21 protein-coding genes and 2 pseudogenes are annotated in these 23,407 nt (G+C 55.5%); 7 read left to right on the top strand and 16 right to left on the bottom strand.

All coding sequences use genetic code 11. The annotated features are described in order from the left end of the window. Positions 1-69: 69 nt before the first annotated feature. The 3 genes and pseudogenes from ACLHDD_RS16875 to soxR form a co-directional block, all read right to left on the bottom strand. Positions 70-1,418, bottom strand: a pseudogene (locus ACLHDD_RS16875) (NCS2 family permease). A 336-nt stretch (positions 1,419-1,754) separates the two neighbouring features. Next, the gene (locus ACLHDD_RS16870) at positions 1,755-2,420 is read right to left on the bottom strand and encodes a glutathione S-transferase family protein (RefSeq protein ID WP_427104974.1); all 666 of its coding nucleotides are present in this window, start codon (positions 2,418-2,420) and stop codon (positions 1,755-1,757) included. Positions 2,421-2,459: 39 nt separating this feature from the next. Further along, on the bottom strand, positions 2,460-2,945 hold the full coding sequence (gene soxR, locus ACLHDD_RS16865) for a redox-sensitive transcriptional activator SoxR (protein WP_427104973.1): 486 nt from the start codon (positions 2,943-2,945) through the stop codon (positions 2,460-2,462). A 101-nt stretch (positions 2,946-3,046) separates the two neighbouring features. Here soxR and soxS point away from each other — a divergent pair, with 101 nt between their 5' ends. Both soxS and ACLHDD_RS16855 read left to right on the top strand, forming a co-directional pair. Then, complete coding sequence (gene soxS / locus ACLHDD_RS16860; RefSeq protein ID WP_427105227.1) at positions 3,047-3,472, top strand: superoxide response transcriptional regulator SoxS; 426 nt, start codon at positions 3,047-3,049, stop codon at positions 3,470-3,472. 242 nt (positions 3,473-3,714) lie between these two features. Further along, entirely contained in the window at positions 3,715-3,996 is a 282-nt protein-coding gene (locus ACLHDD_RS16855) for a YjcB family protein (RefSeq protein WP_111140215.1), read from the top strand. 54 nt (positions 3,997-4,050) lie between these two features. Here the strand turns inward: ACLHDD_RS16855 and ACLHDD_RS16850 are convergent, their stop codons facing one another. Further along, the gene (locus tag ACLHDD_RS16850) at positions 4,051-5,001 is read right to left on the bottom strand and encodes an ATP-grasp fold amidoligase family protein (RefSeq protein ID WP_427104972.1); all 951 of its coding nucleotides are present in this window, start codon (positions 4,999-5,001) and stop codon (positions 4,051-4,053) included. Positions 5,002-5,009: 8 nt separating this feature from the next. Continuing rightward, positions 5,010-6,266 (bottom strand): oligosaccharide flippase family protein, encoded by a 1,257-nt coding sequence (locus tag ACLHDD_RS16845; RefSeq protein WP_427104971.1) that lies wholly within the window; start codon positions 6,264-6,266, stop codon positions 5,010-5,012. A gap of 525 nt (positions 6,267-6,791) precedes the next feature. Between ACLHDD_RS16845 and ACLHDD_RS16840 the strand changes: the two genes are divergently transcribed. After that, entirely contained in the window at positions 6,792-7,187 is a 396-nt protein-coding gene (locus ACLHDD_RS16840) for a transposase (protein WP_427104970.1), read from the top strand. 923 nt (positions 7,188-8,110) lie between these two features. Here the strand turns inward: ACLHDD_RS16840 and ACLHDD_RS16835 are convergent. Beyond that, positions 8,111-9,070, bottom strand: a complete 960-nt coding sequence (locus ACLHDD_RS16835; RefSeq protein WP_427104969.1) for a DMT family transporter — start codon at positions 9,068-9,070, stop codon at positions 8,111-8,113. Between the two features lie 76 nt (positions 9,071-9,146). Next, positions 9,147-9,974, bottom strand: a complete 828-nt coding sequence (locus ACLHDD_RS16830) for an AraC family ligand binding domain-containing protein (RefSeq protein ID WP_427104968.1) — start codon at positions 9,972-9,974, stop codon at positions 9,147-9,149. A gap of 121 nt (positions 9,975-10,095) precedes the next feature. Here ACLHDD_RS16830 and ACLHDD_RS16825 point away from each other — a divergent pair. Further along, positions 10,096-10,642 (top strand): annotated as a pseudogene (locus ACLHDD_RS16825) (isochorismatase family protein). Positions 10,643-10,686: 44 nt separating this feature from the next. Here ACLHDD_RS16825 and ACLHDD_RS16820 read toward each other — a convergent pair. After that, positions 10,687-11,232 carry a single-stranded DNA-binding protein gene (locus ACLHDD_RS16820; RefSeq protein WP_427104967.1) on the bottom strand — a complete coding sequence of 182 codons (546 nt, stop codon included), beginning with the start codon at positions 11,230-11,232 and terminating at the stop codon, positions 10,687-10,689. Positions 11,233-11,455: 223 nt separating this feature from the next. Here ACLHDD_RS16820 and uvrA point away from each other — a divergent pair, with 223 nt between their 5' ends. Together uvrA and ACLHDD_RS16810 are read left to right on the top strand one after the other, a co-directional pair. Continuing rightward, a complete protein-coding gene (gene uvrA, locus ACLHDD_RS16815; RefSeq protein WP_427104966.1) occupies positions 11,456-14,284 on the top strand; it encodes an excinuclease ABC subunit UvrA in 2,829 nt (942 codons plus the stop codon). A 232-nt stretch (positions 14,285-14,516) separates the two neighbouring features. Then, a complete protein-coding gene (locus ACLHDD_RS16810) occupies positions 14,517-15,581 on the top strand; it encodes an NAD(P)-dependent alcohol dehydrogenase (RefSeq protein ID WP_427104965.1) in 1,065 nt (354 codons plus the stop codon). 48 nt (positions 15,582-15,629) lie between these two features. Here the strand turns inward: ACLHDD_RS16810 and ACLHDD_RS16805 are convergent, their stop codons facing one another. The 6 genes from ACLHDD_RS16805 to dnaB form a co-directional block, all read right to left on the bottom strand. Continuing rightward, positions 15,630-15,953, bottom strand: coding sequence for an MmcQ/YjbR family DNA-binding protein (locus tag ACLHDD_RS16805; protein WP_427104964.1), 324 nt, complete (start codon positions 15,951-15,953; stop codon positions 15,630-15,632). Next, entirely contained in the window at positions 15,953-16,372 is a 420-nt protein-coding gene (locus ACLHDD_RS16800) for a secondary thiamine-phosphate synthase enzyme YjbQ (protein ID WP_427104963.1), read from the bottom strand. The genes ACLHDD_RS16805 and ACLHDD_RS16800 overlap by 1 nt, the downstream gene beginning before the upstream one ends. Positions 16,373-16,492: 120 nt before the next feature. Beyond that, on the bottom strand, positions 16,493-17,686 hold the full coding sequence (locus tag ACLHDD_RS16795) for an aromatic amino acid transaminase (protein ID WP_427105226.1): 1,194 nt from the start codon (positions 17,684-17,686) through the stop codon (positions 16,493-16,495). Positions 17,687-17,726: 40 nt separating this feature from the next. Beyond that, positions 17,727-18,341, bottom strand: coding sequence for a YitT family protein (locus ACLHDD_RS16790; RefSeq protein WP_111140204.1), 615 nt, complete (start codon positions 18,339-18,341; stop codon positions 17,727-17,729). 241 nt (positions 18,342-18,582) lie between these two features. Continuing rightward, positions 18,583-19,062, bottom strand: coding sequence for an Lrp/AsnC family transcriptional regulator (locus ACLHDD_RS16785; protein ID WP_128084961.1), 480 nt, complete (start codon positions 19,060-19,062; stop codon positions 18,583-18,585). Positions 19,063-19,191: 129 nt separating this feature from the next. Then, positions 19,192-20,598, bottom strand: coding sequence for a replicative DNA helicase (gene dnaB, locus ACLHDD_RS16780; protein WP_427104962.1), 1,407 nt, complete (start codon positions 20,596-20,598; stop codon positions 19,192-19,194). Between the two features lie 96 nt (positions 20,599-20,694). On the opposite strand from dnaB, the gene ACLHDD_RS16775 reads away from it, so the two are divergent. Then, positions 20,695-21,678: a quinone oxidoreductase gene (locus ACLHDD_RS16775; protein WP_427104961.1), complete on the top strand. Its 984-nt coding sequence runs from the start codon at positions 20,695-20,697 to the stop codon at positions 21,676-21,678. 209 nt (positions 21,679-21,887) lie between these two features. Here the strand turns inward: ACLHDD_RS16775 and pspG are convergent, their stop codons facing one another. Together pspG and dusA are read right to left on the bottom strand one after the other, a co-directional pair. Next, complete coding sequence (gene pspG, locus ACLHDD_RS16770) at positions 21,888-22,154, bottom strand: envelope stress response protein PspG (protein WP_427104960.1); 267 nt, start codon at positions 22,152-22,154, stop codon at positions 21,888-21,890. 179 nt (positions 22,155-22,333) lie between these two features. Next, complete coding sequence (dusA, locus tag ACLHDD_RS16765; protein ID WP_427104959.1) at positions 22,334-23,326, bottom strand: tRNA dihydrouridine(20/20a) synthase DusA; 993 nt, start codon at positions 23,324-23,326, stop codon at positions 22,334-22,336. Positions 23,327-23,407 lie beyond the last annotated feature (81 nt).

Below are 23,407 nucleotides of genomic sequence, written 5' to 3'. Positions count from 1 at the left end.
GCTACGCGTGCGACGAAGGGGAAAACAGTGAAAAATTCCGGACGCGCAGTCGCACGTCCGGTTGTACAGTCAGATCGCCCAGCCTCCGGCGTAAAAGGCCACCAGCGCCACAGCGATGATGACGGTGCCGACATTGAGCTTCCGCCACTCACCGGCGAAGAGACGGCCCACCACCAGACTGGCAAAGCCGATCATGATGCCGGTCACGATGTTACAGGTCAGGACGATAATCACCGCCGTGAGCAGGCCCGACATCGCGTCGACAAAATCACTGAAGTCGATTTTCGAGACGTTGCTGAGCATCAGCAGGCCGACATACATCAGGGCGGGTGCGGTGGCGTAGGCAGGTACCAGATACGCCAGCGGTGACATAAACAGGATCACCAGGAACAGCAGGCCGACCACAATCGCGGTAAGGCCGGTTTTGCCCCCGCTGCCGTACCGGCCGCCGACTCAATGTAGACCGCCGCGGGAGATGCCCCTACCAGCCCGGCAAACAGGCTGCTGACGGAATCGGAGGTCAGCGCCCGGCCACCGTTGATGATCTGCCCCTGCTTATCCAGCAGACCGGCCTGGCCTGCCACCGCGCGGATGGTGCCGGTGGCATCAAACACAGCCGTCATCACCAGTGCCAGGACGCTGGGCAGCACCACAGGCTGCATCGCGCCCATAATGTCCAGGCTGAACAGCAGCGACTGACCACTGGCGTCGCGCAGGGCGGGCAGCGCAAACAGTCCCTGATAGCTTACCGCCGGGTCGAATATCAGCCCCAGTAGCGAAATCGCAACGATCGTCAGCAGAATGCCGCCCGGCACCCGACGCTTCTCCAGGCCAATAATGGCGGACAGGCCCAGCAGCGTCATCATCACCGGAAAGGTGGTGAAGTGGCCCAGCGTCACCGGCAGACCCGGTGCCGGGTTTTTCATCACCAGGCCCACGCCGTCAGCCGCAATCAACAGCAGAAACAGGCCGATTCCGATACCGGTGCCATGTGCAACACCCATTGGCAGATTGCGCAGGATCCATGCCCGAATGCCTGTAACGGAAATCAGGGTAAACAGGAGGCCCATCAGGAACACGGCACCCAGTGCGACCGGCACGCTGATATGCTGACCCAGCACCAGGCTGAAGGCAGTAAAGGCCGTCAGAGAGATGGCGCAACCCACCACCATCGGCATATTGGCCCATAGCCCCATAACGATGGAGCCAAAGCTGGCGACCAGACAGGTGGCAACGAACACCGCAGAAGGAGAAAAACCGGCTTTTCCCAGCATGCCCGGCACCACAATGACGGAGTACACCATCGCCAGGAAGGTGGTGAGTCCGGCCAGAATTTCCTGACGCACGCTGCTGCCGCGTGCGGAGATCGAGAACCAGGCGTCCAGTTTTCCACTGGCCGGGCGTGATTCAGTTGACATAATTGAGCCTCAAAAATTTTTGTTGTGTGGATCGCTCTGCGACCATCGCTGTCCCTGGAATAAGCGGGTAGACGGCGTCACTGCCCGGTGTAAGCCAACAGGCAAACGTTTACCTTGCCGCAGATAGTGGCCCGTCAGGCGGGGCCAGATAAAAAAGGCAGGCGATTATCCGGCGTTTAACGGCCCATTTTCAACTGTCAGAGGGAGATTCTTCAGGATCGCGGAGCACGGGCGGACGCAGAGAGGATGGTGGACAACCCGCCACAGCCGGGATTTCAGGGGGATACGGACCGCCGCCGCCGGGGCAGATCCCGACCCGGCGGCCAGAAAGCGCAGTTAGCCCGGCAGTGAAAGCTCGCCGCCCAGGGCGATGGCACGCTGCCATGCTGCACGCTGCTGCACGGTATCCAGCCACTTTTGCGTGGCGGGCATCTGATCGAGTCCGGCGCGCTGCGCCAGTGCCAGGAGCGGAAAGCTCATCTGAATATCCGCAATCGTAAGATGCGGGCCGGCAAACCAGGGCTGCGTCGCCAGATGCTGTTCAATCATTGCCATGTGCGGCTTAAGCTGTTTATCCAGAAACGCCTTCTGCACCCCTTTGCCAAAAGCCGCGCCTACCGGCCGCAGCAGCCAGGGCACCGGCTTTTTTCCCATCTGCCCGAAGATCAGTTTCATCACCAGCAGTGGCATCAGTGACCCTTCGGCATAGTGCAGCCAGTAACGGCATTGCAACCGCGACGCCTCATCATTCGCTTTCAGACGGAACGCCTGGTCATATTTCTCTTCGAGGTATTCGAGAATGGCCCCGGACTCGGCGACCACCTGGTTGCCATCGGTAATGACCGGCGATTTTCCCAGCGGATGCACTTTTTTCAGCGCCGCCGGGGCCAGCATGGTTGGCTCACGCTGATAGCGTTTGATCTGATAAGGCACTTCGAGCTCTTCCAGCAGCCACAGCACCCGATGCGAGCGCGATTTCTCAAGATGGTGAACGGTGATCATCGTGATTCCCTGTGTATTGACCTTCCCTGAGTATAGACGTCACTCACTTTCCGGCTGTCTGTCATCCTGTTCAGGATCGAGCAGTACCGCACCGGAACCCTGCTGGCCCAGCCGGTCACCCGGATTGCGCAGCGGACAGTCGCGCATCGACAGACAGCCGCAGCCGATGCAGCCATCCAGGTCATTGCGCAGTCGGGTCAGGGTTTCAATCCGCTTGTCCAGCTCTTCACGCCAGTGCTGCGTCAGCGCATCCCACTCCGGCGTCGACATGCGTTTGTTCGCCGGGATGTGATCCAGACTCTCGCTGACCGTCGCCAGCGGGATACCGATGCGCTGCGCAATTTTGATAATCGCAACGCGGCGCAGGACGTCACGGCTGTATCGCCGCTGATTGCCGCTGTTACGGGTGCTGAAGATTAATCCTTTCGATTCATAAAAGTGCAGCGCGGAAACCGCGACGCCGCTGCGACGCGCCACTTCGCCCGGTGTTAAAACCGGTTTTGGATAGTTGCGTTCTTTTTTCATCTCAGCCTTTACCTCAAGTTAACTTGAGGAATTATACTTCTTTTCCATTACACCGACTAAACTGCTGTTACCGCTTTATTACACACCAGAAGGATGAGGCCATCATGCAAGAAGAGATCATTCATTCCCTGACGCACTGGATTGATCAGAACCTCGATAAGAGCCTGTCGATCGACGAAGTAGCTGCGAAGTCAGGTTATTCGAAATGGCACCTGCAGCGTATGTTCCGTTCCGTAACGAAACAGACGCTGGGTGGCTATATTCGTGAACGTCGCCTGACGCTGGCCGCAGAAGCCCTGTCGCAGACGCAGCGCCCGGTTTTTGATATCGCAATGCAATATGGTTATGACTCGCAGCAGACTTTCTCCCGGGTGTTTCGCCGTCAGTTTTCGCAGACGCCGACGGCTTACCGTCACACCATGCGTCGTCAGTCCCTTCAGCGTCCTCGCCTGCTGAGCTTTGGCTGCAACGACACGCTGAACAGTTTTACGCAGCGCACCACAGGCGAGTGCTGCCCGGTCCGCTGATTTCCGGATGCGCCTGCCCGGGCGCATCCCTCTGATTTCCCGCTATTTGCTCCGCCTCTGTACATTTCCTGCCCGCGCAATGAGTCAAATTTTGTTCAAAATTTAAAATCGGGTGATATAATGTGATCCAAGTCACACTTTGAACCTGGTTTGACGGCGCAAAAGTCTTCCTGACACGCTTTTCCGCCGCCGGTGATGTCCGCAGATTGTCAGGGATACTTACTGATATTGAGGTCCGGCCGATGGCTACGTTAACCGCCAGTTTTCTTGTTATGCGTTGGGAGTTGCTGAGCGCAGTCATGATGTTTTTTGCCAGCACACTGAAAACTAAACTCCGTCAGGACAGCCGTCATGTGATGGCCTTTATGTGTGGCGGGATTGGTTTAGGCATGACCTGCTGGTTTGTGACCGGACTGATGGGCATTACGCTGAGCATGGACAATGTGCATAACTTCCTGGCCATCTCAAAGCATGCCTTTATTGAGGCAATGAGTCAGGCGCCAGCTGACTGGCCGATGCCCTGATTTCTGCGCATAAAAAACCCCGCGAAGCGGGGTTTTTTATATTGCTGTGTGTGCTTAAATTTTCTTCAACATGGCAGGGATATTCACATCCTGCACTGTCACGCCCGGCCTCTGCGTTCCGCGACGGTCCTGAATCCACATATCTCCCATCATCTGATTTAAACCGCGATCTAATCCGGTCACCAGTCCTGCACCTGGAGTGAAGGTCAGTTCGCCAAAGTAGATCTGTTCGTCGTGGATATACCAGTCCACACGCACATAGTCGAAATCGCTGGCCAGTTTCTTGCTCAGCTCCAGCGCCTGCTCCAGCGAAGGCATGATCGGCGAGACATCCAGACCGGTATCACGAATCTTGTGATACGCCTCGCTGAGGTTGTTCACATAGAAATTCATCGACAGCAGCGGCTGGCAGCGGTTGTAGATCACCTGCAGCACATATTCGAACTTGCCATCACGCTTGTTGAACATGTGAAACTTGTAATCAATTGGCGCGCTTTTGCCATCACCAATGTACTTCTCCACCAGAATGCGTGGCTTGATGTAGCGATAGTGGATCTCACGCGCTTCGTTGGCGAAGTCGGTCTTCAGCCAGCGATAACAGTCATGAATGATCTGCTGCTTGCGCAGGGCATCCGGCTCTTCCAGCAAAATCTCCACCATGTTGGAGGCGTGGTTCGGCTTGATCACCGTGCCTTTCCAGCAGGGTAAGCTGTTCAGTGTGGTCGGGTCAGTGGTTTCATGAACCAGCGGAATCAGGTATTCATTACCGATTTTTTCAGCGATGAATTCACGCACCGAGTATTTATCTGACAGGCGGCCATAGTTCTGGTAATCGCCGAAGATAAACTTACGGTACAGAACCTTCTCATTGAACACTTTTGGCTGACGCAGATTGGGCAGCTTTCTGAACTTGTGGAAGTAATAGATGCGGTCCTGATAAGCCCAGGGCATCTTCTTGATAAAGTACTGCACACTTCTTCTGAGTTCTTCTTTCAACTTGAGCATATCTGACCTCATTTGTAGGTTTTGTAGTTGAGTGAGGAAACCTGAATCTTTTGAATGACGCCGTTTTTAAAGAAATAATTCATGATGGTCAGGGACAACAGCTCTGAAAGGAACACGCTCCACGCGGCCCCCATGATGCCGTGCCCCTGAATCAACCACCAGGAGAGCGGCAGACTAATGACCATCAGACAGATGATCTTCCTCAGCAGATAGTTGAATCCACCCTCTTTAACCATGTAGCGATACGCTACCGTCCCCATTGCTGAAAAGCTGGTCGCTATCGACAGCAAGGTAATGAGACTGCCTGACTGTGTGTATTCCGGCCCGTACAGCGCAATGATGATTCGCTCGCCATAAAGCGAAATCACCAGCAGCATCAGCAAAGAGACGGCCATAACGTAGCCATTAAGCCGTGCAGCCAGCTTAATAGCGACCTCACCGCGCTCCCTGAAAATTTCAGTGAAGCAGGAGGTGATGAGCGCCACCGGGATAAAAATCCAGGAAGCGGAAATGGTATTGGCCGCTGCAAACAGGCCCAGGTCACGCGCGGGCGCGGTGCCAGCCAGAAACATCTGGGCGGCTTTAACCTGCACCGAAATAAAGATGCTGGAGATGGCCAGCGGCAGACCGGCGTACATCAGATAACGCAGATAAGCGGTGCGCTTTTCGCGCGGCGGCATCTGATCCTGATGATCCTGATAGAAATTGCGGCGTTTGATCAGGTAAGGCACCAGCGTCACAGCCACAATGGACAGCGTCAGCCAGAGCGGATTAAGACGCAGCCAGGCGACAGTGAAGCTGATGGCAAAGCTCAGCAGCATTCCTGTTGCATTGGCAATCGTGTTAAGCCGTGAGGCAAGCCGGGCGTTGTTATAGACGCTGAAAGTGTCCTGAGTGACAAACACTGAGGCCACAAATGAGGCCAGCGCAAATGCCAGGAAGTTTTCCTGCATGTTGTACCAGACCCAGATTAAGACTGGCACCGAGGTTGCCAGCAGCAGCACCATCCGCAGCGTGCGTGCAATCGTCATCAGACGCAGACCTTTGGCCGCGTTTTTGCTGACGCGTTTGAACAGAATGGTTTCGGTGCCAAAGATTGCAATGGTCTGCACCATTGCAAATAGTGAAGTAGAAAACGCCATCTGGCCGAACACTGTCGGACCAAAGGACTTCGCCACGTAAGACGTCACAAAAATGACGCCAAAGACGGAGATGATCTTTTCAGACATCATCCAGGCGGCATTAGACATTACGCTCAATTTCATCGACTCTTCCTTAGTATTACTCAACTACAACCGCTTCGGTACAACATCCCTGTAACGAATTAATAAGCGCGCAGTGGGCCTGGCGAAAATGTAAGACTTCAGACCAAACTGGTCCGAAAAAGTGAGAAGCAGATCATATTCCGAAGAGTGAATTCAGGATAATTCTTATTATAAATGGCGCGAATCACTTCAAATGGAAACGATTTCAGGCTAAAAGCAGAACAACCTTAAAGAGCCTTATCAGCAAATTAATCCTGTCCGACAGACTTAATATCCAGTGTACGTAGATTTTTTTCGTAATTTGGATGCGATGAATTTATAACAAAAACCCGCCTCCAGGAAGGTACGCCCGGTCGATAAGAATAAAATAAGATTTATCCCATGATGATATTTATTTCAAATATCTTAATTTAGGCTTCGCAATTCAACTCGCGCACTTTAATACTGCCTTAATAGAATCTTACAGTGCCAGAAATTATTAAAGTCATTCTCATCCATTAATCGATAAGAAAGGTAAGAGCATTTATGAGAAAGTCACGATACAGCGAAGATCAAATCACAAATGCCATTAAAGCTTCTGAATCGGGCGTGAAAGTCAGGGAAATCTGTCAGGAGTTAGGTATCTCTGAAGCCACTTTCTACAGCTGGAAGAAGAAGTTTTCTGGGTTGTCTTCGGAAGAAGGCAGGAAAATCAAGGATCTGGAAGATAAACTGCAGAACATCACGCGCGAACTGCAGACCCTCAACGCTGACAAAGAGATGCTGCAGAGCGTGCTGAAGCACTTCTTTACGACGAATGAAAAACGTCAGGCTGTGGATTTCCTGCAGAATACTTTTGACATCGGCACCCGCCGCAGCTGCCGCTTATTAGATATCAGCCGCAGCGTATACCACTATCCGTCAGGCACGGAGAATCGCTGAGCCCAATGCTACCGCGCTTTTTAGACTTAACGCTGAGATTTGTTCTTACCAGAAGAGATGAAGATCATTTAACAGGACAATTGCGGCACCCTTTTCCGCTCCATTTATAACTAATGAATGGCTTCACGGCTAAGCTTCTTTTTTTGCGGTAAAATTGATTCACAACAGCAAAAGTCTCGCATTCCACGCCTTTTCTTCCTCTCCCGGCCCCGTTAACACGGGACCGGGCCCTCTCTTTTTCTGATAAGCCCTGCTAATCGTCGGAACTGAATCCGCCAGACAGAATTAAGCCGCTTTAAACATCGGGCAAAAAAGCACCATCTCTTTTTTAAGTTAACAGTGGATCTGATAACTTTTTCCGGCTTCGCTTTAATTGCTGTCCGGGTAGTTTATTGCATTAAGCATCACCAGGAATAATCCATGATAAATAGTTTATTCTTCCTTAACACTATCGTTATCTTCCTTAAGCATGGTTTTCTGCGTTGCGCATCATTGATGCCAGAGATTAATGCTTAAATATTAACGCAGCGGCGGAATTGTCTTACTTCCTTATCAAGGAATGAAGTTAATCGTGGTTTTTGACCTGCTTTTCTCAGGGCCAGACCACAATAAAAAGCGGTAGATAAAAGCGTAACGTTCCCCATGTTGCGTCTTTTTTCCTGATTAATGACCGATATCTGAACAGTGAAACCCTTTTTGCTGTGAAAAAGCGGGGGCCGGGGACAGCGGAAGGGCTGCTTTTTTAGCGGCTGACGCGCGACAGAGAGGACAACAGTGAGGGGTGACGCATGTCCGCGACGCAATGAAAACGATTTCGCGGCATAAATCTGCCGGTGAGTATGCAAATCGGCATAGGACTTAATCTTAAAATGCCGCGCAGAGCCGTCTCTGCGCGGCAATGACCTTCTGCTTTGCGTGAGGGTTTAGTCGTTCACCGACACCACCTGCGGCTGCGGTTTAATGCGCATGGCCCAGATTACGCCCGCCATCAGACAGACAATCCCCGTGACGGTGAGCAGCGGCGGCCAGCGTTGATACCAGAGAAACGTCCATAACAGGCCGAAGAGGATTTCGAAAACGATCAGCGGCCCCATCAGCACGGTGGGCAGCCGCTGGCTGGCTGCGTTCCAGCACAGGGTGCCGAGCCAGGAACAGAGCAGGCCAATCGCCAGCATCAGGGTGATAAACACCCCGGGCCGCGGGCCAAAAGGCAGTGAAAAAGCGGGCTGTTGCCAGCCGATCTGCACACTGACCAGCACATACATCACCAGCGCCATCGGCAGTGTCACCAGCCCCTGCGCGGTTGCCCAGGTCGAGGGCCGCAACCCGGGATGCGTCCGCAGCCAGCGGGCGTTGCGCAGCGGATACCATGTCCAGCAAATCACGGCCAGCAGCGCCAGCACAATGCCGGTCAGGTAACGGCTGAGATCCAGCGTCGCGCCCTGATTCTGTAACTCCGCTGCGTTCACGCAGAGCAGCCCGGTGGCCATCATAATCAGTGCCGGGAACAGCCGCCGCCATGACAGTCGTCCTTCAAGATGGCCGTAACAGAGATTGGCCGTTACAGCGATCACCACCGGCAGCGTGCCGATGATCATGGTGGAAACCGGTCCGCCGGTCCGCTGAATGGCGTTTGCCAGGAAAGCATAATAGAAGAGGTTTCCCACCAGCGAGAGCTTAATCGCTTCGCGCCAGTCCGCCTGCACCAGCTGACGCAGGCGGCGACGATCGTGCCAGGCCAGTGGCAGGGCAATCAGGCCAAATGCCACATAACGGCCTGCCGATTGCAGTGCGCCAGGGTAATCAGGCACCAGTAGCGGCCCGACAAAGATCAGCCCCCACATCAGCCCGGCGGTTATAGCAAAGATGACGCCAGCAAACATGATTTTTTCCTGTATGACATTTTTGTGCAGTGTGGCGGGTTCGGGCGCGTATTGCTTGTAGCAGGTTGCGATTGTCTCAGGGCTGGAAGACCTGTTTCTGATAACGTCCCGGCGTGATGCCATAACGGCTGGCAAAGGCGCGGGTCAGATGCGCCTGATCGGTTAAGCCCACTGCCGCCGCGACGCTGGCGGCCGGTTCACCCCGGGCCAGCCGCTGTTTAGCTTCATAAAGCCGGAACGCCATCAGCATCTGATGCGGGGTAACGTGATAGTGCTGGCGAAAGGCGCGTAAGAAGTGCCACGGCGACAGCGAAGCCAGCGCCGCCAGCTCATCCAGCCGTACCGGCCCGGCGAGGTTGGCGCGCAGATAGTCACGCACCTGGTCAAAGCGATGGCCGGTTCCGGCCCGGCCCGGCGAGGCCATGCGAGCCAGCGGACGGATCTGCAGCAGCAGTTCCGCGAGCAGGCTATGACGTGCCAGGTCAGACTCCGCCTGCCAGAGTGCGGCCAGCGTGCGGGAAAGCGGCTGCGCCACCCGCGGATCGGTCAGCAGCGCCTCATTAAACCACCAGTCACGGTCACCGGTCAGTTCATCCATCCGCTGCGGCTGAATATAGATCATCTGATAACGCCACCCCTCATCGCATGCAGACTCGCCCGTATGAAGTTCATCCGGGTTCATCGTGATCAGCGAGTTGACCGGCGCCGTATACCGGGTACCGCGATAACGAAAGTGCTGCGCACCCGCCTCAATGGTGCCAATACCAAAGGCTTCGTGGGTATGGGGTTCAAAAGCGTAACGGGAGATGTGGGCCTGATAGAGTTCCACGCCGGGCAATGAGGCCGGTTGCTGAAACTGCGCACGGTCTTTTTCACAGGGAAAAACAGCCGGAACACCTTCCACTTCTCTCTCCTTATTTGACGCCTGTCGGATTAGCATGCCTGCAACCGGGAAGGAAATGCAAAAGATTGCTATCCGCCGCGCCAGTGGTAACACTGTTTTTTCTCATTCAGAGGAAGTCAGCATGGCACAGCGGGTCGTCATCATCATTGATATGCAGAACGGCGTATTCAGCACACCACGTTTTGATCAGGCAGGCCGGATAGTCCGGATTAACCGGCTGATTGAACACGCCGATACCGTCCTGTTTATTCAGCATCGCGAAGGCACAATGTGTGAAGGGGACCCCGGTTTCGAGCTGTTGCCGGCGCTGGTTCAGCCTGCAGGCGCGTTTTATGTGACAAAAAACCGCCTGCGACAGCTTCTGGCAGACGGCGCTGGCCGCGCTGCTAAAGCGTCTGGAGATAAACGCGTTTATGGTATGCGGATGTGCGACTGACTACTGCCTGGATACCACAATTAAGGCAGGCGCCAGTGCGGGCTATGCGATTACCGTGGCAGCAGATGCGCACACCACCGCCGATCGGCGCTGGGTCGGGGCCGAAGCGCTGACTAATCAGCACAATGATGTGTGGGCCTCACTGCTCATCCCCGGCAACGTGCCGCGCGTGATGAGTACCGATGCCGTGCTGGCAGAATGGTCGTCGCCAGTCAGCCGGAACGGTGCATAAAAAAGCCCGCTAAGCGGGCTTTTTAAACGCGTCAAACCATAAAATCAGAACGGAATATCGTCGTCGAAATCCATTGGCGGTTCATTGTTATTGCTGGCCGGTGCGCTCTGAGGCTGCTGCTGTGGACGGGACTGCGCGCCGCCGCTGAACTGGTTATTATTGCCCTGCGGCTGCTGTGGCTGACCCCAGCCGTTGTTGTTGCCACCACCCTGTGCGCCTGCTCCGCCGTTACCGCCCTGCTGACGGCCACCCAGCATCTGCATGGTGCCACCGACGTTCACGACCACTTCTGTCGTGTAACGCTCCTGGCCCCCCTGATCCTGCCATTTACGGGTGCGCAGCTGGCCTTCGATGTAGACCTGCGACCCTTTTTTCAGGTATTCGCCTGCGACTTCAGCCAGTTTGCCAAACAGCACTACGCGATGCCATTCGGTGATCTCTTTGTTTTCACCGGTCTGCTTGTCACGCCAGCTCTCAGACGTCGCCAGCGTAATGTTCGCAACCGCGCCGCCATTGGGCATATAACGTACTTCCGGATCCTGACCCAGATTCCCGACAAGAATCACTTTGTTAACGCCACGACTGGCCATGTTGCTGTCTCCCGATGAGTTAATGCATACAGTCTAATCCATCAATTCTAACACGTCCTGCGCACTGTTTCCCACTTTCGAGCCGCGTTCCGGTTTTAATCTGCCCGCCGCCCGGACCACAGAGTACTGGATATTTATTCAGTCTATTTTTTGTGCCATAATGACACGTTTATTCTGGCCGTGTCGGCAAGGCGCGGTGAGTGCTGCTAACCGGGAAAGGTGAATGGATAAGATCGAAGTTCGTGGTGCCCGCACCCATAATTTGAAAAACATTAACCTGACCATCCCTCGCGACAAACTCATTGTGGTGACCGGCCTGTCAGGCTCCGGTAAATCCTCACTGGCGTTTGATACGCTGTATGCGGAAGGTCAGCGCCGCTACGTAGAATCGCTCTCTGCGTATGCGCGCCAGTTTCTTTCGTTAATGGAGAAGCCGGACGTCGATCACATCGAAGGTCTATCGCCCGCCATTTCTATCGAACAGAAATCCACGTCGCACAACCCGCGTTCGACGGTGGGAACCATCACCGAGATCCATGATTACCTGCGTCTGCTGTTTGCCCGCGTGGGCGAACCGCGCTGCCCGGATCATAATGTGCCGCTGGCGGCGCAGACTGTCAGCCAGATGGTTGATCAGGTACTCTCTCAGCCGGAAGGCCGTCGCCTGATGCTGCTGGCGCCAGTGATTAAAGATCGCAAAGGCGAACACACCAAAACGCTGGAGAATCTGGCGGCGCAGGGCTATATCCGTGCGCGTATCGATGGTGAAGTGTGTGACCTCTCCGATCCGCCTAAGCTGGAGCTGCAGAAAAAGCACACCATCGAAGTGGTGATTGATCGCTTTAAAGTGCGTGACGACCTGTCGACCCGCCTGGCGGAATCGTTTGAAACCACGCTGGAGCTTTCCGGCGGCACGGCGATTGTTGCGGATATGGATGACACAGAAGCCGAAGAGCTGCTCTTCTCGGCTAACTTCGCCTGTCCGATCTGTGGTTACAGCATGAGCGAACTGGAGCCGCGCCTCTTCTCGTTCAACAACCCGGCTGGAGCCTGCCCGACCTGTGACGGCCTGGGCGTGCAGCAATATTTCGATCCCGATCGTGTGGTGCAGAATCCGGACCTCTCTCTGGCAGGCGGCGCGATCCGCGGCTGGGATCGCCGTAACTTCTACTACTTCCAGATGCTGCGTTCGCTGGCAGACCACCTCAACTTTGATATTGAAGCCCCGTTCGGCAGCCTGCCCGACAATGTACAGAAGGTGATTCTGTACGGGTCTGGCAAAGAGAACATCGAATTTAAGTACATCAACGATCGTGGTGACACCTCGGTACGCCGTCATCCGTTTGAGGGCGTGCTTAATAACATGGAACGCCGCTACAAAGAGACCGAATCTTCTGCCGTGCGCGAAGAGCTGGCGAAGTTCATCAGCAACCGCGCCTGTGCCAGTTGCGAAGGCACCCGTCTGCGTCGCGAAGCACGTCATGTTTATGTCGAGAACACCACGCTGCCGACCATCTCTGAGATGAGCATCGGTCATGCGATGTCCTTCTTTGAAAATCTGAAGCTCAGCGGCCAGCGAGCGCAGATCGCTGAAAAAGTCCTGAAAGAGATTGGCGACCGCCTGAGCTTCCTGGTGAATGTCGGTCTGAACTATCTCTCTATGTCGCGTTCTGCGGAGACGCTTTCCGGCGGTGAAGCGCAGCGTATCCGTCTGGCCAGCCAGATCGGTGCGGGGCTGGTCGGCGTCATGTATGTCCTGGATGAGCCCTCTATCGGCCTGCACCAGCGCGACAATGAGCGTCTGCTCGGTACGCTGATTCACCTGCGTGATCTCGGTAACACAGTGATCGTGGTTGAGCATGATGAAGATGCGATTCGTGCCGCAGATCATGTGATCGATATCGGTCCGGGTGCCGGTGTGCATGGTGGTCAGGTGGTTGCTGAAGGTACTGTTGATGAGATCATGGCGCAGGAAGCGTCACTGACCGGGCAGTTCCTGAGCGGTAAGCGTGAAATAGCGGTGCCGGAAGCGCGCGTTAAAGGCGATCCTTCTAAAGTGCTGAAAATTACCGGGGCGCGTGGCAATAACCTCAAGGATGTCACACTGACGCTGCCGGTCGGACTCTTTACCTGCATTACCGGCGTGTCCGGCTCGGGCAAATCGACGCTGATTAACGATACGCTGTTCCCGATTGCGCAGCGGGCGCTGAACGGGGCGACCATCGCCGAACCGGCTCCTTATCGCGACGTGGCGGGTCTGGAGCACTTCGATAAAGTGATCGACATTGACCAGAGCCCGATCGGTCGTACTCCGCGCTCTAACCCAGCCACCTACACCGGCATCTTTACGCCGGTGCGTGAACTCTTTGCCGGCGTGCCTGAAGCGCGTTCGCGTGGCTATAATCCGGGCCGCTTCAGCTTTAACGTGCGCGGCGGACGCTGTGAAGCCTGTCAGGGCGACGGCGTACTGAAAGTCGAGATGCACTTCCTGCCGGACATCTATGTGCCGTGCGACCAGTGCAAAGGCAAACGCTATAACCGCGAAACGCTGGAAGTGAAGTACAAAGGCAAGAGCATCCACGAAGTGCTGGAGATGACCATCGAAGAAGCCCGTGAGTTCTTCGATGCGGTGCCGGCGCTGGCGCGTAAGCTGCAGACGCTGATGGATGTGGGGCTCTCCTACATCCGGCTCGGGCAGTCGGCCACCACGCTCTCCGGCGGTGAGGCACAGCGTGTGAAACTGGCGCGTGAGCTTTCCAAACGCGGCACTGGCCAGACGCTCTACATTCTGGATGAGCCGACCACGGGTCTGCACTTTGCCGATATCCAGCAGCTGCTGGAAGTGCTGCATCAGCTGCGCGACCAGGGCAACACCATTGTGGTGATTGAACACAACCTCGACGTGGTGAAAACCGCCGACTGGATTGTCGATCTTGGCCCGGAAGGGGGCAGCGGCGGCGGTGAAATCCTGGTGGCGGGCACGCCAGAAACCGTTGCGGAGTGTGAGAAATCCCATACGGCCCGCTTCCTGAAGCCGCTGCTACAGAAGTAACTCTCCAGGGCCCGCCGCGTGCGGGCCTTTTTTATTACTCCTGCCGATTCAGCCAGAAAAATGCAGGATCAGGCAAGATTCAGACATGTATAGGCATATACGCTTTTTACCACGCTGACTATCCTTAAGCGGTTCCTCTTTGGCACGCCCTGCGTCGCCCTGTTTTTTGCAGCCCGTTCAGACGGCTGCACTTCATCAGAAAAACTCACGACATATCGAAACTGGAGACACCATGAATATTACGCATGCGTATGCTGCTCAGGATGCAAAATCCAAACTGGCACCGTTCGATTTTAAGCCGCGTGAGCTGCGCGCCCATGACGTCCAGCTTGACGTGCTGTTCTGTGGCGTTTGCCATTCAGATCTGCATCAGGCCCGTAATGAGTGGAAAAACACGATTTTCCCTGTCGTGCCGGGTCATGAAATTGTCGGTCGCGTGACCGCCGTTGGTCCGCAGACGCAGAAATATAAAGTCGGCGATCTGGTAGGCGTAGGCTGTATGGTCGACTCCTGCCGCAGCTGTCCGAGCTGTCAGCAGGGACTTGAGCAGTATTGCGAAAACGGATTTGTGGGTACCTACAACGGCGAAGATCGCGAAACCGGCGCGATTACCTACGGCGGCTACTCCACGTCCATGGTGGTGGATGAGAGCTTTGTGCTGCGCATTCCCGAAAATCTGGAGCTGGCGGGCGTCGCGCCGCTGCTGTGCGCCGGGATTACCACCTACTCTCCGCTGCGCCACTGGAATGTCGGACCGGGCAAAAAAGTGGGCATTGTCGGTTTAGGCGGTCTGGGCCACATGGGCGTGAAGATTGCCCATGCAATGGGCGCGCATGTCGTGCTGTTCACCACCTCAGCCTCTAAGATTGAGGATGGCAAGCGTCTGGGTGCCGATGAGGTTGTTATCTCTAAAGATCCGGCGCAGATGGCGCAGCACGCGAACAGCTTCGACTTTATTCTCAACACCGTGGCAGCGCAGCACGATCTTAACCCGTTCATCTCCCTGCTGAAGCTGGATGGCAACATGACGCTGGTCGGTGCGCCGGAGCATGATCACCCGGCTCCTCAGGTGTTTAACCTGATCTTTAAACGCCGCAGCATTGCCGGTTCACTGATCGGCGGTATCGCGGAAACGCAGGAGATGCTCGACTTCTGTGGTAAACACAACATCACCTCAGATATTGAACTGATTGCGATGGATCAGATTAACGACGCCTACGAACGTATGCTGAAAAGCGATGTGAAGTACCGCTTTGTTATCGACATCAACACGCTGCGCGAACAGCCTGCCGCGTAACCCTCGTGTGTCGGACCCTCTTGCTCAGGCAAGAGGGTTTCTGGCCGTTTACCGGCCCGCTGCCACCTGCTGCCAGGAGGCGTCGATCAGATAATAGATCTGCGAATCTTTCAGCGAGCCGTCAAGAAACAGCGTGCTCCAGTGGGACTTATTCAGGTGCTCGCTGGGGATAATGTCGCTGTGCTCTTCGCGCAGTAGTTCAGCCAGCGCCGGCGTTGATTTCAGCGATATCGCAGGCCGCCCTTTGGCCTCGTGCACCATCGCAAACAGCACGCCGTTGCTCTTAATTTGTGTCGCTTTCCAGTCATTGTGGACGCTCTGCTCCGCGCCCGGTTTGCTCATGCAATAGGTCAGTAAGTCTGAGTGATTCATTATGATTCCCCCTGTAACGTCGCGACAATTCGCCTGGCACCGCCCTCAATGCGATGCTCACCCAGCCAGATCCCCTGCCAGGTGCCCAGCACCAGGCGTCCCCGCTGAACCGGCAGGAGTAACGACACGCCCAGGGTTGAGGATTTGATGTGGGCGGGCATATCATCGCGTCCTTCATAATCGTGCTGATAAGGTGCATTTTCCGGCACGTGCCGCATGAAATGCTGCTCCATGTCGCTGCGTACCGTCGGATCACAGTTCTCATTTAAGGTTAACGACGCCGACGTATGCTGTAACAGCAGATGCAGCAGGCCGGTTTTGATATCCCGCAGGCCGGAGAGCGATGCGACAATTTCATCGGTGACGAGATGAAAGCCGCGCGGCTTCGCGCTCAGCGTGAGGGTTTGTTGATGCCACATAACGGTTTCCTTGAACGATTCTCCCGTTTAAGTGTGCAGCATGTCGCCCAAAGGTAAACCCTGCCCCATAAAAAAACCGCCGGAGCGAACCCGGCGGTTTTTTCACAGCGTGGCGCATCGTTACATGACGGCGGCGAAAGCCTCTGCCACCTGATGCACGTTTTTGCTGTTCAGACCGGCGACGCACATCCGGCCACTGCCCACCAGGTAGATGCCAAATTCGTTGCGCAGGCGATCGACCTGCTGCGCGCTCAGTCCGGTGTAGCTGAACATGCCGCGCTGCTTCAGCAGGTAGTCAAAGTTTTTGCCCGGCAGCGCGGTGCGCAGCACCTCGACTAAGGACTCACGCATCGCGAGGATACGCAGGCGCATCGCTTCCACTTCTGCCAGCCAGCTCGCTTTCAGCGCTTCATCGTTGAGAACACGCGCCACCACCTGCGCACCAAAGTTCGGCGGGCTGGAGTAGTTACGACGAACGGTCGCTTTGAGCTGACCCAGCACGCGTGCTGATTCGTCGGCGCTGTCGCAGACGACAGAGAGACCGCCCACGCGCTCACCGTAGAGTGAGAAGATCTTCGAGAACGAGTTACTCACCAGCGCAGGCAGACCGGCCGCCGCGACGGCGCGCAGCGCATAAGCATCCTGTTGCATGCCGGCACCAAAGCCCTGATAGGCGATATCCAGGAAAGGAATCAGCTGCTGCGCTTTCAGCACCTCAATGGTTTGATCCCACTGCGCGTCCGTCAGGTCGGCGCCGGTCGGGTTATGGCAGCAGGGATGCAGCAGGACGATGCTGCGGGCTGGCAGGGTTTTCAGGGTGCTGATAAAGGCATCAAAGCGCACTCCGTGGGTTTCTGCGTCATACCAGGGGTAAGTGTTCACCTCAAAACCGGCACCGTTGAAGATCGCGATGTGATTTTCCCAGGTCGGATCGCTGACCCAGACGGCAGACTGTGGGAAATAACGCTTCAGGAAGTCTGCGCCCACTTTCAGCGCCCCCGAGCCGCCCAGCGTCTGAATGGAGGCAATGCGACCTGCCTGCAACATCGGATGATCGGCCCCAAACAGCAGCGGTGCAATCGCGTTCCGGTAGCTGTTCAGCCCTTCCATTGGCAGGTAGAGCGATGCCTGATGCGGCTCAGCATAGATCTGCTCTTCGGCAGCCGCCACGGCTTTCAGCTGCGGAATGATGTTCTGTTCGTCGTAATAGAGCCCGATACTCAGGTTAACTTTGTGTTCGCGCGGGTCTTGTTTGAAGGCTTCCATCAGCGACAGAATCGGATCGCCAGCATAGGCATCAACGTTTTGAAACACGGTATAGGTCTCCAAGAGTGGTCCAGAGGTAAAAAACGGGTTAAACCCGATAGCGTCCCGGACGGTGGTTCATTGCAATAATCAGATTCAGGATCACCGCCCCTGCAATCGAGGCGAGCAGGATGGGGCCACTCACCACGAACAGAGACGCCAGCACGACGCAGGTATCCACCGCCATCTGCAGTTTACCCGCGCGGATCCCAAAGCGGTCCTGAAGCCACAGCGCCAGAATGTTGATGCCGCCCAGGCTCGCTTTATGACGAAACAACACTATAAACCCGATTCCCATGATGACGTTACCGAACAGTGTCGCATAGAAGGGATTGAGGTCGGAAAAGTGGACGAACAACGGATGCAGCTGGGTAAACAGCGACACCAGACCGACGGCGCAGAAGGTTTTCAGGGTGAATTCCCAGCCCATGCGTTTTACCGCCAGCCAGTAAAAAGGGATGTTGATCAGAAAGAAGGCGCCGCCAAACGACAGCGGCGACAGGTAACTGATCAGAAAGGCGATGCCTGCGGTGCTACCGGTCAGCGCGCCGGCCTGTTTCAGCATAATGACGCCGAACGAGACCATCAGGGTGCCGAGCACCATCGCCAGCGCATCTTCGATGCGCGAATGCGGGACGCGGGCGGGTTCTGCGATGTTATCCATGGGGGTTTTCTCAGTGCAAATGATGCGGTTCCAATGCAAAAAACGCACCAGCGTCACTGCCATCACCGGCGGTTACGCGGCTATGCACGATATCCCATTGATATCTGAGACACTTCAGAACAAAACTTTTTGCATGAATACGATTCATCGCCGTCATTTCATGCACTTTATCTCGTTAAGATGCGCGTTGTTTGCATGCTTTGCCGCCAGTGTGCACCAAAAGCGCACAGCATGCACCTTTTTAGCGCGTTCTGCTCTCCGGCATCATCATCAGCCCATTCTCTTTCATGCGGCCCAGCACCACCGACGTTTTCACATGGGAAACGCTCTGATGACCTGCCACTAACTGACTGATCAGGGCGCTCAGGGCGTTGAGATCGGCCACGGCGACTTTAAGCAGATAGTCCGCATCGCCGGTCGTTTTATAGGCATCGACGATCGCCTGCTCCTGCTCCACCATGCGGTGAAAACTTTCCACATATTCTGCCGTATGGTTAATCAGGCGCACCTCAATCAGTCCCACCATGCCCAGCCCGATCGCATCGGGAGACAGCCGGGCGTGATAGCCCAGGATCAGGTTAGCCTGTTCCAGATTAATGCGGCGGCGGGAGCATTGTGAGGCCGAGAGGCCGACCAGATCGCTCAGTTCCTGATTAGTCAGACGGCCGTTAGATTGTAATAAAGTGAGGATTTTAAGGTCGTAATCGTCTACGTGAGTCATTCCGTTTCCACAGCGTAATAGTCGTCGCTTTGTTACAGATAACCCGATAACCCGAGAGGTTGTCCAACACTATTTTCTGATGATGGGAGCTGCCATGCACAGATCGTGCATGACAGCCTGATGCGGAGATTATTCGTCGTCGTACTGCGGGCCTGCATAGTTATCAAAGCGCGACCACTGACCGTTAAAGGTCAGGCGCACCGTGCCGATCGGGCCGTTACGCTGTTTACCCAGGATGATCTCGGCGATCCCTTTGAGATCGCTGTTTTCGTGATAGACCTCATCGCGATAGATAAACATGATCAAATCCGCATCCTGCTCGATCGATCCCGATTCACGCAGATCCGAGTTCACCGGACGCTTATCGGCGCGCTGTTCCAGCGAGCGGTTAAGCTGCGACAGCGCCACCACCGGCACGTTGAGCTCTTTCGCCAGCGCCTTCAGCGAGCGTGAGATCTCCGCAATTTCCAGTGTACGGTTATCTGACAGCGACGGCACGCGCATCAGCTGAAGATAGTCGATCATAATGAGGCTTAATCCACCGTTTTCACGGTAGATGCGCCTGGCGCGGGAGCGCACTTCGGTGGGCGTCAGGCCGGAAGAGTCATCGATATACATGTTCTTCTTCTCCAGCAGGATACCCATGGTGCCGGAGATCCGCGCCCAGTCCTCATCATCGAGCTGGCCGGTTCGGATGCGAGTCTGGTCGACGCGGGAAAGTGACGCCAGCATACGCATCATAATCTGCTCACTGGGCATCTCCAGGCTGAAGATCAGCACCGGCTTCTCCTGCAGCATGGCGGCGTTTTCGCACAGGTTCATCGCAAAGGTGGTTTTACCCATCGAAGGACGGGCAGCGACAATAATCAGGTCAGAACCCTGCAGACCCGCCGTCTTTTTATTCAGATCCTGATAACCCGTATCGACGCCGGTGACGCCGTCATGCGGGGTCTGATAGAGCGATTCGATTCGGGAAACGGTTGATTCCAGGATCTGCTCGATATTTTTCGGGCCCGCATCTTTATCTGCGCGCGCTTCCGCAATCTTGAAGACGTTCGACTCCGCAAAGTCGAGCAGCTCCTCACTGTTGCGCCCCTGCGGATCGTACCCGGCATCGGCAATCTGATTAGCGACAGCAATCATCTCACGCACTACTGCACGTTCGCGAACGATATCTGCATACGCGCCGATGTTCGCCGCACTTGGGGTATTTTTTGCCAGCTCAGCCAGATAGGCGAAGCCACCCGCCATCTCCAGTTCGCCGCGTGTTTCCAGCGATTCAGAGAGCGTAATCAGGTCGATGGGCTTGCTGTTTTCGAGCAGCCGCTGCATCTCTGAAAAAATCAGCCGATGCGAGCGGTTGAAAAAATCATTCGCGACAACGCGCTCAGAGACGTTATCCCAGCGCTCGTTATCCAGCATCAACCCACCCAGCACAGACTGCTCCGCTTCCAGCGAATGCGGGGGCATTTTCACGCCTGCGAGCTGGCGATCCTGCGTTTCGTTCGATTTGTTGGTGGGTTTATTTCCTGCCATAGTGAATGCATTACCGATCTTCTGTGGGGACGCGCAAGTATACCTTAGTTGAGGGGCGTGCCTCACCCTCATGATGAAACAATCACAGGAGTCAGAATGGCAAAGCGTATTCAGTTCAGTGCGCACGGCGGACCGGACGTTTTAGAGTGGACAGATTTTGAACCTGCTGAGCCTGCGGAATACGACGTTCAGGTAGAGCATCGCGCTATCGGCATCAACTATATCGATACCTATGTTCGCAGCGGCCTCTATCCGGTGGCCACTTTTCCTTCCGGCCTGGGGACGGAAGCCGCGGGCGTGGTGTCACGGGTTGGCCGGGGCGTCACCCTGTTTAAGCCCGGCGACCGCGTGGTCTACTGCCTGGCGTCCATGGGTGCCTACAGCGAAGTGCACAACGTGGCCGAAGATCGCCTGATGCATCTGCCGGAGGCAATCAGTTTTGAACAGGCTGCAGCCAGCTATCTGAAAGGGCTGACCACGCAGTATCTGCTGCGCCAGACCCATAAAATCAGCGCCGGCGAAACCTTCCTGTTTCACGCGGCGGCAGGTGGTGTCGGCCTGATCGCCTGTCAGTGGGCAAAGGCGCTGGGCGCGCACCTGATCGGCACAGTCGGTTCAGCGGAGAAAGCCACGCTGGCGGAACAGGCAGGTGCCTGGGCAACCATCAACTACCGTGAAGAAGATATTGCCCAGCGCGTCAGCGAACTGACCGACGGTAAAAAAGTGGCCGTAGTCTATGACTCCGTCGGCAGGGATACCTGGGAAGCCTCGCTGGACTCGCTGCGTCGTCATGGCCTGCTGGTGAGTTTTGGCAACGCCTCCGGGCCAGTGACCGGTGTTGATCTCAGCATCCTGAATAAGAAAGGGTCGCTGTTTGTGACGCGCCCTTCGCTGTTTGGCTACATCACCAACCGTCAGGAGCTGGAAACTGCCAGCGCAGAACTGTTCTCGCTGCTGGCCAGCGGTGCGATTCGGGTGGACGTCCCTGCGCAGCAGATGTTTGCGCTTAAAGAGGCCAGCAGGGCACACCAGATGCTGGAAAGCCGCGCCACACAGGGCTCCTGCCTGTTAATTCCGTAAGCGTCAACAACAAAAAGGGCTTCCCGCAGGAAGCCCTCTTCTTTTTTTATTTTTGTTCGCGCTGGTGTAGGGACAGCGGCGATGAATTTATGTCGGTTCGATGGCACATCGAATTGACGACACCCATCCTGCCAGAAAACATAAGTAAAAAATATGTTTAATTGCAGATCCGCATTAAACAATCTCTCACTCTGTGATCGTCACCGCATTTAACGCCAGCTTTTTCGGTCTAACCTGTTGATCTTACGACACAGTCTGCAGCGGGCTCGTGCGTCGTTGTCGCCAGAAAAAGCCCGATGCAGCCAGACGGCGATCACCGCCAGGACCAGCCACGGTAACACTTTGATAACAAGAGCGAAGAGTCCTCCGACGAACATCACGATGGTTGCCACTACCAGTGCCGCCAGCACGCCCAGCAGTGAAACGCCGGTCAGCAGTAGCATCAGAAAAAAACCCACTACGAATAAAATTTCCACGTCAGCGCTCCATTTTTATAACAGTTGTTATAGTTGTTACAAAAAGCATGCCAACAGATAACCTGCTGTTTTTAAAAAACTAAAAGAGAACGACGCGTCTCTTGCCTGGTGAGAAAAACCAGATTTTGGTGTAAAAAAAACCAGCCTGAAGGCTGGTTTTCAATGTTCCGGAGGTGGGATCAGGCTTCCTGCGGAATTCTGTCAGCGACCAGCGACAGTGCCGCGTCCAGCACGCGCACATCTGCGCCCGGCTTGTGGGCATTTTCGCTCAGGTGGCGACGCCACTGGCGCGCGCCAGGAATGCCCTGGAACAGCCCCAGCATGTGGCGGGTAATGTGACCGAGATAGGTGCCCTTTGCCAGCTCCGCTTCGATATAAGGGTACATGGCGCGCACCACCTCAACCGGGTTTACCGCCGGATGCTGACGGCCAAATAAGGTCTGGTCGACCTGCGCCAGAATACCGGGGTTCTGATAGGCTTCACGGCCCATCATCACGCCATCAAGGTGCTGCAGATGGTTCTGCGCCTCTTCCAGCGTTTTCACGCCGCCATTCAGGGCAATAGTCAGATGCGGGAAATCGCGTTTCAGCTGCCAGACGCGCGGGTAATCCAGCGGTGGGATCTCGCGGTTCTCTTTAGGGCTGAGGCCGGAGAGCCAGGCTTTACGCGCATGAATAATAAAGGTGTCGCACTCGCCGCGCCCCGCGACCGTGCCAATGAAATCGGTCAGGAACGCATAGCTGTCCAGCTCATCAATACCAATCCGGGTTTTGACGGTGACCGGGATCGATACCACATCGCGCATCGCTTTGACCGCATCGGCGACCAGAGTCGCCTCGGCCATCAGACAGGCACCGAAACGGCCATTCTGTACCCGGTCAGAAGGACACCCAACGTTCAGGTTCACTTGATCGTAGCCGCGCTGTTCGGCCAGCTTCGCACAGTGCGTCAGCGCCGCCGGATCGCTGCCGCCCAGCTGCAATGCGACCGGATGCTCGGCCTCGCTATAAGCCAGGTAATCCCCTTTGCCATGAATGATGGCGCCGGTGGTGACCATTTCGGTGTAGAGCAGCGTATCCGCCGTCAGCTGACGGTGAAAATAGCGACAGTGGCGATCGGTCCAGTCGAGCATAGGCGCGACAGAGAAGCGTTGCGAAGAAAATTCAGGCATGAAGTACAGGCAATCCGGTAATTAAGGGTGATGGAATTCTGTGCAAGGATAACACAAGGCGGGCCGATAGTGCATCGCCCC

This window comes from Pantoea sp. NSTU24 (assembly GCF_050157905.1).
In the GTDB taxonomy this organism is placed as follows: Bacteria; Pseudomonadota; Gammaproteobacteria; order Enterobacterales; family Enterobacteriaceae; genus Pantoea.
Note: the sequence above shows the minus strand (reverse complement) of the source record. Positions and strands in the feature narration are given on the sequence as shown.

Bases quoted from the DNA above. Each gene is read 5' to 3' on its own strand.
- ACLHDD_RS16840 (WP_427104970.1), top strand. From the start codon at position 6,792: ATGAGAAAGTCACGATACAGCGAAGATCAAATCACAAATGCCATTAAA.
- ACLHDD_RS16820 (WP_427104967.1), bottom strand. From the start codon at position 11,232: ATGGCCAGTCGTGGCGTTAACAAAGTGATTCTTGTCGGGAATCTGGGT.
- ACLHDD_RS16790 (WP_111140204.1), bottom strand. From the start codon at position 18,341: ATGGATAACATCGCAGAACCCGCCCGCGTCCCGCATTCGCGCATCGAA.
- ACLHDD_RS16835 (WP_427104969.1), bottom strand. From the start codon at position 9,070: ATGTTTGCTGGCGTCATCTTTGCTATAACCGCCGGGCTGATGTGGGGG.
- ACLHDD_RS16870 (WP_427104974.1), bottom strand. From the start codon at position 2,420: ATGATCACCGTTCACCATCTTGAGAAATCGCGCTCGCATCGGGTGCTG.
- ACLHDD_RS16785 (WP_128084961.1), bottom strand. From the start codon at position 19,062: ATGACTCACGTAGACGATTACGACCTTAAAATCCTCACTTTATTACAA.
- ACLHDD_RS16855 (WP_111140215.1), top strand. From the start codon at position 3,715: ATGGCTACGTTAACCGCCAGTTTTCTTGTTATGCGTTGGGAGTTGCTG.
- ACLHDD_RS16775 (WP_427104961.1), top strand. From the start codon at position 20,695: ATGGCAAAGCGTATTCAGTTCAGTGCGCACGGCGGACCGGACGTTTTA.
- dusA (WP_427104959.1), bottom strand. From the start codon at position 23,326: ATGCCTGAATTTTCTTCGCAACGCTTCTCTGTCGCGCCTATGCTCGAC.
- ACLHDD_RS16845 (WP_427104971.1), bottom strand. From the start codon at position 6,266: ATGAAATTGAGCGTAATGTCTAATGCCGCCTGGATGATGTCTGAAAAG.
- ACLHDD_RS16850 (WP_427104972.1), bottom strand. From the start codon at position 5,001: ATGCTCAAGTTGAAAGAAGAACTCAGAAGAAGTGTGCAGTACTTTATC.
- uvrA (WP_427104966.1), top strand. From the start codon at position 11,456: ATGGATAAGATCGAAGTTCGTGGTGCCCGCACCCATAATTTGAAAAAC.
- dnaB (WP_427104962.1), bottom strand. From the start codon at position 20,598: ATGGCAGGAAATAAACCCACCAACAAATCGAACGAAACGCAGGATCGC.
- ACLHDD_RS16810 (WP_427104965.1), top strand. From the start codon at position 14,517: ATGAATATTACGCATGCGTATGCTGCTCAGGATGCAAAATCCAAACTG.
- ACLHDD_RS16805 (WP_427104964.1), bottom strand. From the start codon at position 15,953: ATGAATCACTCAGACTTACTGACCTATTGCATGAGCAAACCGGGCGCG.
- soxR (WP_427104973.1), bottom strand. From the start codon at position 2,945: ATGAAAAAAGAACGCAACTATCCAAAACCGGTTTTAACACCGGGCGAA.
- ACLHDD_RS16800 (WP_427104963.1), bottom strand. From the start codon at position 16,372: ATGTGGCATCAACAAACCCTCACGCTGAGCGCGAAGCCGCGCGGCTTT.